Source organism: Pseudomonas sp. 67(2021), from assembly GCF_017491835.1.
In the GTDB taxonomy this organism is placed as follows: domain Bacteria; phylum Pseudomonadota; class Gammaproteobacteria; order Pseudomonadales; family Pseudomonadaceae; genus Aquipseudomonas; species Aquipseudomonas atacamensis.
Window position 1 is genome coordinate 143,185 of sequence record NZ_JAFGYL010000016.1, and the last position, 9,521, is coordinate 152,705.

The 9,521-nt window shown below is 58.7% G+C and carries 12 protein-coding genes; 5 read left to right on the forward strand and 7 right to left on the reverse strand.

Annotated elements, in window-relative coordinates; genetic code table 11:
* Window positions 1–77 precede the first annotated feature (77 nt).
* The 3 genes from J5M66_RS19575 (at window position 78) to J5M66_RS19585 (ending at window position 1,411) form a co-directional block, all read left to right on the forward strand.
* The gene (locus J5M66_RS19575) at window positions 78–422 is read left to right on the forward strand and encodes a hypothetical protein (RefSeq protein WP_041479945.1); all 345 of its coding nucleotides are present in this window, start codon (window positions 78–80) and stop codon (window positions 420–422) included.
* Complete coding sequence (locus J5M66_RS19580) at window positions 419–733, forward strand: helix-turn-helix domain-containing protein (RefSeq protein WP_122611835.1); 315 nt, start codon at window positions 419–421, stop codon at window positions 731–733. Before J5M66_RS19575 ends, J5M66_RS19580 begins: the two co-directional genes overlap by 4 nt.
* A 186-nt stretch (window positions 734–919) precedes the next feature.
* Window positions 920–1,411 carry a RidA family protein gene (locus J5M66_RS19585; RefSeq protein WP_016773306.1) on the forward strand — a complete coding sequence of 164 codons (492 nt, stop codon included), beginning with the start codon at window positions 920–922 and terminating at the stop codon, window positions 1,409–1,411.
* Between the two features lie 73 nt (window positions 1,412–1,484).
* Here the strand turns inward: J5M66_RS19585 and J5M66_RS19590 are convergent, their stop codons facing one another.
* The 3 genes from J5M66_RS19590 to J5M66_RS19600 all read right to left on the reverse strand — a co-directional run bounded on the left by J5M66_RS19590 (window position 1,485) and on the right by J5M66_RS19600 (window position 3,666).
* Window positions 1,485–2,186 carry a hypothetical protein gene (locus tag J5M66_RS19590; RefSeq protein WP_016773307.1) on the reverse strand — a complete coding sequence of 234 codons (702 nt, stop codon included), beginning with the start codon at window positions 2,184–2,186 and terminating at the stop codon, window positions 1,485–1,487.
* Between the two features lie 133 nt (window positions 2,187–2,319).
* On the reverse strand, window positions 2,320–2,724 hold the full coding sequence (locus tag J5M66_RS19595; protein WP_197892117.1) for a GNAT family N-acetyltransferase: 405 nt from the start codon (window positions 2,722–2,724) through the stop codon (window positions 2,320–2,322).
* 15 nt (window positions 2,725–2,739) lie between these two features.
* A complete protein-coding gene (locus J5M66_RS19600; RefSeq protein ID WP_207809319.1) occupies window positions 2,740–3,666 on the reverse strand; it encodes a LysR family transcriptional regulator in 927 nt (308 codons plus the stop codon).
* Window positions 3,667–3,768: 102 nt separating this feature from the next.
* Here J5M66_RS19600 and J5M66_RS19605 point away from each other — a divergent pair, with 102 nt between their 5' ends.
* Window positions 3,769–4,950: an aspartate aminotransferase family protein gene (locus tag J5M66_RS19605; RefSeq protein ID WP_207809317.1), complete on the forward strand. Its 1,182-nt coding sequence runs from the start codon at window positions 3,769–3,771 to the stop codon at window positions 4,948–4,950.
* Here J5M66_RS19605 and J5M66_RS19610 read toward each other — a convergent pair whose 3' ends face one another.
* The 4 genes from J5M66_RS19610 to J5M66_RS19625 form a co-directional block, all read right to left on the reverse strand.
* On the reverse strand, window positions 4,951–5,142 hold the full coding sequence (locus J5M66_RS19610; protein ID WP_016770565.1) for a type II toxin-antitoxin system Phd/YefM family antitoxin: 192 nt from the start codon (window positions 5,140–5,142) through the stop codon (window positions 4,951–4,953).
* A 169-nt stretch (window positions 5,143–5,311) separates the two neighbouring features.
* Window positions 5,312–7,231, reverse strand: coding sequence for an alkaline phosphatase D family protein (locus tag J5M66_RS19615; RefSeq protein ID WP_207809314.1), 1,920 nt, complete (start codon window positions 7,229–7,231; stop codon window positions 5,312–5,314).
* Window positions 7,232–7,302: 71 nt separating this feature from the next.
* On the reverse strand, window positions 7,303–8,037 hold the full coding sequence (locus J5M66_RS19620; protein WP_071173532.1) for a hypothetical protein: 735 nt from the start codon (window positions 8,035–8,037) through the stop codon (window positions 7,303–7,305).
* A 100-nt stretch (window positions 8,038–8,137) separates the two neighbouring features.
* Window positions 8,138–8,503, reverse strand: coding sequence for a hypothetical protein (locus tag J5M66_RS19625; protein ID WP_207809311.1), 366 nt, complete (start codon window positions 8,501–8,503; stop codon window positions 8,138–8,140).
* A 115-nt stretch (window positions 8,504–8,618) separates the two neighbouring features.
* Between J5M66_RS19625 and J5M66_RS19630 the strand changes: the two genes are divergently transcribed.
* Window positions 8,619–9,368, forward strand: a complete 750-nt coding sequence (locus J5M66_RS19630; RefSeq protein ID WP_207809309.1) for a hypothetical protein — start codon at window positions 8,619–8,621, stop codon at window positions 9,366–9,368.
* Window positions 9,369–9,521 lie beyond the last annotated feature (153 nt).

Below are 9,521 nucleotides of genomic sequence, written 5' to 3' on the forward strand. Positions count from 1 at the left end.
ATGTGCGGGGTTTTTTGTTTATTCGAGCAGCGATTTGTTGATAGGCTGTCTATAGTCAAGCTGCTTATAGTTTGGCTATGCGAACAATCTTTTTTGAAACAACGATATTTACCAAAAGCGTTGGCCGCTATCTGACGGACGACGAATATCGAACATTGCAGAACTACCTTCAGAGCAATCCGCTTGCGGGCGATGTAATGCCTCGAACGGGTGGCTTCCGTAAGCTGCGCTGGGCTGATTCTCGCCGTGGCAAGGGAAGACGGGGCGGCTTGCGGGTTCTCTACTATTGGCTTATGAATGATGGTCAGTTCTGGATGTTCGCCATTTACGACAAAGATGAGCTTGAGAAGCTGACTGCCGAGCAAGAGAGGGCACTCAGGACAGCCATTGATAAAGAGTTGAAAAAACGAGGTACCCCATGAAAAAACGCGACCTGTTTGCAGAGTTAATGCAGGGCGTTGATGAGATGGCGGCTCAACGCGAGGGCAAGATCACACTGCGCAATACAGTGCTTGAGGACAAGCCTGTACCTGAAGTGGGCGCACAGGAAATTGTTGCTCTTCGAGAAAAACTGCATATGTCTCAAGCTGTTTTTGCCAGTCGAATCAGGACAAGTCCAAACACCCTTCGAAATTGGGAGCAGGAAAAGTCGAAGCCCAATGCTCAAGCAGCCTTATTGATACGACTGGTTGAAAAATTTCCAGATATGGTTGAGCGCTTGAACGCTGTTTGAGCGCCGCTGAAGACCAGCTTGTGGTCCGGGGCATCCGAAAGGTTTAGGGCTTTTTGTTCCATCTACGCTGGTTGCACAACTTAGGCAAACGCCATAGATTTGGATCCAACCCCGACAGTAGTAGCTCCAAGCCATCTCCGGTAGTCGACTGTCTTAACCCGTGCATTGATCAAAAGGCTGGGCGCAATGACCGAACGGATGACCTGCGATGAGCGCTTTATCGCCCTGGCTGAAGAACTCAACTACGACATCTATGGCGAGAACACCGCTGGTGGCAATTACGCGCCGCTGATCCGTCATCACGACGAGCTCTACATCAGCGGCATGGTGCCGCGGGTCAATGGCAAGATCCTGTATCCCGGTCGCGTGGGGCTGGAATTGAACCTCAAGGATGCGCAAGCCGCGGCGAGCATCAGCGCCATGCGTTGCCTGGCGCTGATCGTCGATGCGGTCGGTTCGCTGGACAAGATTCGCGCGTTGTTGCGGGTCACGGTGTATGTGAAGTCGACCGCTGATTTTGTCGACCTGAGCGAAGTGGCCAACGGCGCTTCGGATGTGTTCAGCCATGTGCTGGGCGATGCCGGACGGCATACGCGCACGACCATCGGCGTGTATCAGTTGCCGAAGAATGCGGCGATTGAAGTGGACATGATTGCGGCGCTGCATCCTTCGGCTTGAGGTTATCCCCGCCTCAAACAAAAAGCCCCGCCTGATCACTCAGCGCGGGGCTTTTTGGCAAGCGCTTGGCAGATTACTGCGCCGCGATGCTGTACCCATCAAACGCAGTCTGCTGCTGCAGCGCGGTGATGATGTTCTTGCGGTTCACCGCCTGTTCCGTACCGGCGTTATCGACGAAGGTTTCGCTTTCCAGCTCGGCTTCATCGCCTTCACCCACGAAGGTGAAACCGAGGAACTCCAGTGCCTCACGATCTACGTTCAGACGCGAACGCGGCGTGCGCATTGGCAGGGTCACGCTGGCGCCGTCCTTGCTGATGGTGAAGATTTCCACTTCTTTCTTCTTCGCAGCTTTGCTCTTGCCGCCGCTCGGATTGCTGATCGCCTGATGGGTCTGATTCAGCACTTTCAGCGCCAGACCATAAACGATTTCCTGAAACGCCGGATCGTCCTTGAAGCTGGACAGAATGCGCCCGATCGAGAACTTGCTGCTCAGGTCTTCCAGCGCGGCAATATCGGCTGCCTCGGCGTCTTTCAGGCGCTTGAGTTCGCCCATCAGCTCGTACGCCTTGTCGTCATCAAAGCTGTCATGCGCCTGACGGATCGCCGCACGCAATTCGCGGATCTGGTCGCTTTCGCGGGTCGACTGGAACGCGTCCAGGACCATCTCGCTGATGATTTTGGCTTGAGGCAGGTGTTGTGAAAGATTGATGGAGTTTTCGTATTCCGCTTTGGACGACTGGGTGACTACGGATTCAGCGGTGTTGAAATCGGACATTGAAATTTCACTACTTTTTAACTTGAGTTGAGGCGAGAAAGCACGAGGTCTTTTTCAGGCCGACTAATTTAGGGGAGCGGGGCGGCGTTGTCACGGAGCAACGGTCTGGTGGTCGGGATTTTTCCACCGTGCGCTATTTGCGGCGCTGACGTTCCATGGCAATCACGGACTTCTCGAAGCCCAGGCCGGCGAAAAAAGCTTCAGCGCCTTCGCGTCCAGCGCGCAGCACCCAGGTGATGTCCGGGTTGTCACCCATGACGTACTCCACCAGTGCCCGCCCGATTCCTTTGCGCCGATGGCGATCATCGACCACTACCATCGACAGGTAACCATTGGACAATTCGTCGGTGATGCCACGGGCGAAACCGACAATCTGCTTGCCCTGAATGGCCACAGCCGTGCGCTGTGAGTTTTGAATCAGGCGAGCGAACGATTCTGCATCGCCAGTGCGATGACTCCAGCCATGCTTGCCGAGAAACAGCCGTGCCAACTCTGTTTCATCGGGACGCAGGTTACGTACGTTGAGAGTGCTTCGCATGGATTGAACTCCTTTTCAGATTGTTGAACGCCCAGGGTCAGATTTGCCCCACGTACGCATCGCAAACTCGACAAACCGTCTCAGCTTCGGCAATCGATAGCGATCCTGCGCATACAACAGATGCATCGGCCTGCTCGGCGGTTGGTAGTCCGTCATTACCCTGACCAGTTTGCCGTCGCGCAGATCCTGTTCCACCAGCGCGTCGGGCAGCATCATGATGCCCATGCCGTTGCGCGCTGCCTGGTGCAAACCGGCGGAGCTGTTGATCAGCATCGGTCCGCTGACGTCGACGAGGACTTCGCCTTCCGGGCCGCTCAGACGCCAGCGTTTTTCCACCGATTGCCAGTCATCGCCAGCCGGGTAGGCGAAGGACAGGCAATCGTGTTGCTGCAAATCCTGTGGCGTGTGCGGCATGCCGCGCCGCGCGATGTAATCAGGGGAAGCGCAGACCGTCAGGGTGTAGTCGATCAAGGGCCGGGCGATCAGGTTGGATTGGTCGAAATTGCCCAGGCGGAATGCGACATCGAGGCCGTTCTCCAGCAGATCCGGACGGCTGTTGGTCAGCACCACGTCGAGCTTCACTTGCGGATAGAGCAAGGAGTATTCGCTGAGAGCCGGGGTCAGTCGTTCGACGCCGAAGGTCAGCGGCGCGGTGATACGCAGCAAGCCGCGCGGCTCGTCCGACGCTTGTTCAGCAAGGCGTTCGGAGTCGGCCACCAGGCCGAGCACTTCCAGGCAGCGCTGATAATAGACGCTGCCGAATTCGGTCAGGCGCTGGCGGCGCGTGGTGCGTTGCAGCAGTTGCACGCCGAGCCGTTGCTCCAGCGCGCGCAGATGATTGCCCACCATCGTCGTCGACATTTCGCACTTCGCAGCGGCGGCCGTCATGCTGCCGGTTTCCACCACTTTGACGTACACGCCCATCGACTGAAACAAATCCATTATCAAGCTCGGCTTTTAAATGATTGAAGTTTTTCCGGGTTTATCCAGCTCAGGTGGCTAACCATACTGCAAAAACACCGACCTGCAATGGAGTTTCACGTCATGACCGCCGCCCTGATGAACACCTACCAACCCCTGGCCCTGAGTTTCACCAAGGGCCTGGGCACGCGCCTGTGGGATCAGGCGGGGCGCGAATATCTGGATGCCGTTGCCGGTGTGGCAGTGACCAATGTCGGCCACTCGCATCCGCGCATCGTCGCGGCGATCAGCGAGCAAGCGGGGCTGCTGCTGCACACCTCAAACCTGTACAGCATCGACTGGCAGCAACAACTGGCCAAACGGCTGACGGCGTTGTCGGGGATGGAGCGCGCGTTCTTCAACAACTCCGGCGCCGAAGCGAACGAGACCGCACTGAAACTGGCGCGTCTGTACGGCTGGCGCAAAGGCATCGAGCAGCCGCTGGTGGTGGTCATGGTCAACGCGTTTCATGGCCGCACCCTTGGCACCTTGTCCGCCAGCGATGGCCCGGCAGTGCGCCTGGGATTCAACGAACTGCCAGGGGACTTCGTCAAAGTGCCGTTCGGCGATCTCCCGGCGCTGGAGCAAATACAGCGCAAACACGGCGCGCGCATCGTGGCGATTCTGGTCGAACCGATCCAGGGCGAAAGCGGCGTACAAATCGCACCGTCGGGTTATCTCAAAGCGCTGCGCGAACTGTGCAATCGCCACGCGTGGCTGCTGATGCTCGATGAAATCCAGACCGGCATCGGCCGCACCGGGCAGTGGTTCGCCTTTCAGCACGAAGGCATCGTGCCCGATGTCATGACCTTGGCCAAAGGCCTCGGCAATGGCGTGCCGATCGGCGCCTGCCTGGCCCGTGGCCGCGCGGCGGACCTGTTTACCCCAGGCAGCCACGGCAGCACCTTCGGCGGCAATCCACTGGCCTGCCGGGTCGGCTGCACGGTGCTGGACATCATCGAAGAGCAAGGCCTGCTGGAGAATGCGCGGGTGCAGGGCGCACGGCTGCTGGAACGCTTGCGCGCCGAATTGGCAGACAACCCGAACGTGCTGGCAATCCGGGGGCAGGGACTGATGATCGGCATCGAGCTGAAACAACCGGTGCGCGACCTGACGCTGATCGCCGCGCGGGATCACGGCTTGTTGATCAACGTGACTCGTGGCAAGACCATCAGGTTGCTGCCGCCGCTGACGATTGATGAGCGCGAGGTGGGGATGATTGTCAGAGGGGTTGGGCGGGCGTTGTCGTCAGCCCTATCTGCATAATCACTGCTGCGGAGTGTCTGGTAAGGACAGCGAATTGACTGTCCGCAAAAGTGACTCATAGTCAGTCAGACCTATCATCACAACCGGTTCGGCACCGCGCCTGGTAATCAGCAACGGTTCGCGATCATTGGTTGCTTGGTCCATCGACAAGGCCAGGTGAGCTGTGGTTTTGCTGAAGGTGATGGTTTGCATGATGTAGCCCTGCGAGTGGTCGGTACACAGTGAGGTCGACTGTTATTGCGCCCAGTATCACTCAAGCACTTCGGAGACGTTTCCGAGAGGCTTGTAATCCTTATCAGCGGTAATTGTCAGCAGGTGGAGTGCCCATTGCAGGTACTCCACCAATGCTCAGAGTCTGGCCTCAATCCAGTCCGTCCCCCAACTCCGGCGCCAGCATCCTCGTCTTCTCCGCCCCATTCGAGTTGTGCTGAACAATCTCGCTCGGCTGCCCCTGTTCATTGAAAAACACCTGTCCGATCCCCGCCGAATTCCACAGCCGTTCCCCGGCCTCGGCATGTTCCGGCGTATACGGGACGATGCGCATCAAGCGGCGTTTGGTGAACCAGTTCAATGGCGAGCGCGGTGAGTAGAGCCAGCGGTTGAGGCGGTCGAACCATTCCAGCAGGGTCGGTGGGAATTCGTTCTTGATGCCGCTGCTGGTGATCTGCCAGATCCGGGGGCCGGCCTTGCGGTGGCGGATCAGGACTTCGTAGACGAAGGAATAATGCACATCGCCGGACAGCACCACGTAGTTCCCCGGTGTGCGCGAGTGTCGGAAAATGTTCAGGATCACCTGCGCCGCGCCGCGATGGGCCATCCAGTTTTCCGCGTCGACCAGCAGCGGGTAACCGCACCAGCTGAACACCTTTTGCACGGTTTCAATCAGCTTCACGCCGAAGATCGGCGCCGGCGACACGATGATTGCCGACGGGTGATCGAGCAGTTCCTGTTGCAGTTCGCTCAAGGCTTCCCAATCGAGCAGGCCCGACGGTTGCTTGAGGGCCATCTCGCTGCGCCAGCGCCGGGTGCGCGTGTCGATCACCACCAGTGCCGGACTGCTCGGCAACACAAAATGCCACTGCTGAAAACGCAGCAACTGATCAATCAGATCGTCCTGCACCGGCATGTCCAGATAGCCGTCATCACCGCTGGCGCTCAGTTGCGCGGTCTGTTCCAGCACGTCCTTGAAGGCATCCGGATTGTTGCCCCAGCCCTGACACAACAGATAAGCAATCAGCGCGTTGCCGATAATGCGCTTGGAAAACGGATGGCCGTAGGCGGTTTCCTCCCATTGCGCAGAAAGATTCCAGTCATCGGTGATGTCGTGATCATCGAAAATCATCAGGCTCGGCAGATGGGCCAGCGCCCGCGCGACGTTGCCCAGGCCCGCCTTGAAAGCATCGATGCGCGTCTGCTCGAGGTTGTAGCGCTTGCGGCGTTCAGGCGTCAGCGTCGGCGCGCTCGGATTGATCAACGACCACGGCGTCGGCGACCACACCAGCATGTACATGGCCATGACTTCGGCGAACGTCACCAAGTGATTGTCGGCACTGCTGCTGGTGAAAATCGGCTTACGCGCGCCACCGAAAAATCGCTCGCGCAAGGTCTCGTTGCTCTCCAGCGCCGGTAACAAATCCGCACGGTGGTAGTAGCTGGCCGGGTGCTCATAGAGCTTGGCGCTGTCGCTGACCACGGCACCGTCAAGGTGCTCATCGAACAGACCCAGACGCTCGATCAAGGCGTGAATCGCCCGCAGCATAGGACCGGCGACGTCGTCGGCATAGACCTGATCACCGCTCATCATCAGCAACGCCGGGCGCCGTTGCGCATCGGCTTCGTCGGCCAGCAATTGATCGACGCAGAGCAAACCATCGGTTGCCGGATGATGCGGCTTGCGGCAGGAACCGTGGAGTAATTGATCGATTCGCGAGCGCACGACGAGGTTCGCGCAGGTAGCGCCGGGGTAGAGCAGGTGAGGCGCCCACTCAGCCATACCGATGGCGTCATCGATCAGCAGGTCGTAATCGATAAACGTGTCGCAGGGCAGGGCGCCTTCAAGCTGAACGTCTATCAGATGCACGAACGCATGACGGCCTACGGCAATGACCGTGCATTTCTCCGAGTCGAGCGGAATATCTCCTACACCCTGCAGGCGCAAGGTCAGCGACAGTTCACGCGAGCCCACCAGCCACAGCACCACGCGCGTCGGCTCCAGCCGCCGCAGCAGCGGGCCGGCCAGTACAGGAGGCAGCGAGATCAGGTTATCGGGTGTTGGAAACATTGAGGATAAAGTTCAAGGCGCACAGGCCGGCGATGATAGCGCAGCCGGCGCCTTGATCCCTTAAATCAGCCTTAAGAGTCGGCTTTTTGCAGTTTCAGCGCCAGCAAACGCCATTCCCCAGCCGTCGCATCAACCCGTGGCAATTCCTGCACGGAGCAATCGAAACGGTAGGTGACATCGTCGCCATTCATGTTGCGCGCAGTGACGCTGTTGCTGAAGCTGTAGACCTGATCCTTGTAGCGATGGCTGACCAGCGCTTTGCTGTCGGCAAAACGCGCCGAAGCGGGATAACGCAGGGTGCTGGTGACAAACGGGCTGCACATGACATACGCGATCATCGACTTGTCGGCCTGTGCGTCGCCGCGCAACTTCTTGTTCAGCGCGGCCAGGGCCATGCGACCCTCGTAGTCGCTCTGATTCAGCACCGTTTGTACCGCCATTGATTTCGGCGCTCGGCTGACGTTATTCGGCAACAGTGCGGAGTCCGGCGGGGAAGGCTTGTCATCCGCTTCGATGGCAGCAAAAACCGGCGCATCTTTCAGCTCGGTGGCGGGCGTGACTGCCTCGGCTTCAGGCAGTACAGAGGTCGACTCGACGACTGGCGTGTTTTGCGCCTGCGCCTCGTGATCGAACGACGAAGGAAACAGCGAAAAGGTGATCGACAACATCACCAGCCCGACAATGAACCCACCCGCCGCGCCAACGATGTTGCCGTAGAAAATATTCCAGCTGCCGCGGTTCTTCACCACCCAGCGCCACATGAAACCCCAGACAGCGACGAACGCCAGAAAACGCAGAAACTCCATTTGATCCTTTCCTTACCTTTCAACAATCCAAGCGCGGCGCGAGACGATCAGCAAGCCCCGACGATGCGCGGCAAGATAGCAAAATAGACGCGCCGTCCGGCTACGGCTGCGGAAAATAATTCGCCGCCAGAAAAATCAACGTGACCATGCCTGCGGCAACGCCACAGGCGCCCGCGAGCAGTTGACGTGCAACCGGATGCGCTGGCTGACGACGCTTGGCGATCCACAACCACACACCCGCCAGAACGCCCGCGCTGGTCATGAACACCACCAGGCTGTTATGCAGTCCCGGCGCTGCCATGGTGGTGCCGAACAGCCCGTCGTAAAGCAGCGTGAAGACAATGCCCGCGACCACAGCGCTGCCCGCTCCGGCAAGGTTTGCCAACAACAGATTCCAATGCTCGCGCTGTCGCACCACCCAGAACCACATTGCAGCCATGACTACCAAACACAACACAGCATCCATCGGATTTCTTTCCTGGCTACGAGACAGAGGCGGCAACTTGCTCGCCTGTAGAGAGTGGACGGCACGATAGCAAAATAGTAGCGTCCCGCCATGCCTTCTCTGTAATGGACTACCCATGTTTTCCACAACCCGTTTGCTGCAACTGCTCAGCGCTCTCACCCTTGCCGTCTCCATCACCCCAGCCTTCTGCTTCGCGAAAGAACACCCGCAAGCCAGCTGGAATTACTACCTCGCCAATTGCCAGCGGATGCAGGAGACAATCGCCGACGTCCAGAGCGGTCGCGTCTCTGCTGCCTATGCAGCCACGTCGGGCCTGCAAGACAGCCTCGCCTCCATGAACGAGCGCCGCCTCAACCTGCTACCGCAACACCTCGACTCCAGCGAGTACGCCCACTGCGAAAACGTCGCCGCCCACGCCGAGGCAACCCTGGCCCAAGGCAAAGCCGAGTTCGCCGCGCAAATGCAACGGGGTGTGGAGGAGGGCCGTATTGCGCACCAGAACTCCCCCGCCTACCAACGCGCCCGTTCCCTCGGCTACAGCGACGTCGGCGACATCTCTTTCTTGAAACTGCACGAAGACACCGACGGCGAAGCCCGCCTGAAAACCATGCTGATTACTGTCGACGAAATCTGCGGCCAATACTTCCGCGCCACGCAATACGTGAAGCCCTATGTGATCTACACGGTTCGACCATCGGATGGCGGCTGCGGCGAAGTGAAGCGTGTGGCGATAGTTGGCGGAGGGCAACCAGAGAAGGGGGACTACATTGATCCCAATGGCGAATTTCAATACATGGGCTGGAAAAAACTGGTTGGCGTTGACGGCTTCCCAACGGATATTCGGGTGCTGAAGGCGCGTCGCTGACAAGAGATACCGGCCTGGCTCTAGCGCGGCACTCAAAGAATGTCGCGCAGATACCCCTTCAGCGCGAGCAGCGGCTGACCCAGCTGCTCCACCGACCGCGCCTGAGCCAACTCCGCCGACAACTTGCGCAACTCCCGCCCCAACGGCTTCTCG

Coding starts and splice junctions, on each gene's coding strand:
- J5M66_RS19575 (WP_041479945.1), top strand. CDS start 78: ATGCGAACAATCTTTTTTGAAACAACGATATTTACCAAAAGCGTTGGC.
- J5M66_RS19580 (WP_122611835.1), top strand. CDS start 419: ATGAAAAAACGCGACCTGTTTGCAGAGTTAATGCAGGGCGTTGATGAG.
- J5M66_RS19585 (WP_016773306.1), top strand. CDS start 920: ATGACCGAACGGATGACCTGCGATGAGCGCTTTATCGCCCTGGCTGAA.
- J5M66_RS19590 (WP_016773307.1), bottom strand. CDS start 2,186: ATGTCCGATTTCAACACCGCTGAATCCGTAGTCACCCAGTCGTCCAAA.
- J5M66_RS19595 (WP_197892117.1), bottom strand. CDS start 2,724: ATGCGAAGCACTCTCAACGTACGTAACCTGCGTCCCGATGAAACAGAG.
- J5M66_RS19600 (WP_207809319.1), bottom strand. CDS start 3,666: ATGGATTTGTTTCAGTCGATGGGCGTGTACGTCAAAGTGGTGGAAACC.
- J5M66_RS19605 (WP_207809317.1), top strand. CDS start 3,769: ATGACCGCCGCCCTGATGAACACCTACCAACCCCTGGCCCTGAGTTTC.
- J5M66_RS19610 (WP_016770565.1), bottom strand. CDS start 5,142: ATGCAAACCATCACCTTCAGCAAAACCACAGCTCACCTGGCCTTGTCG.
- J5M66_RS19615 (WP_207809314.1), bottom strand. CDS start 7,231: ATGTTTCCAACACCCGATAACCTGATCTCGCTGCCTCCTGTACTGGCC.
- J5M66_RS19620 (WP_071173532.1), bottom strand. CDS start 8,037: ATGGAGTTTCTGCGTTTTCTGGCGTTCGTCGCTGTCTGGGGTTTCATG.
- J5M66_RS19625 (WP_207809311.1), bottom strand. CDS start 8,503: ATGGATGCTGTGTTGTGTTTGGTAGTCATGGCTGCAATGTGGTTCTGG.
- J5M66_RS19630 (WP_207809309.1), top strand. CDS start 8,619: ATGTTTTCCACAACCCGTTTGCTGCAACTGCTCAGCGCTCTCACCCTT.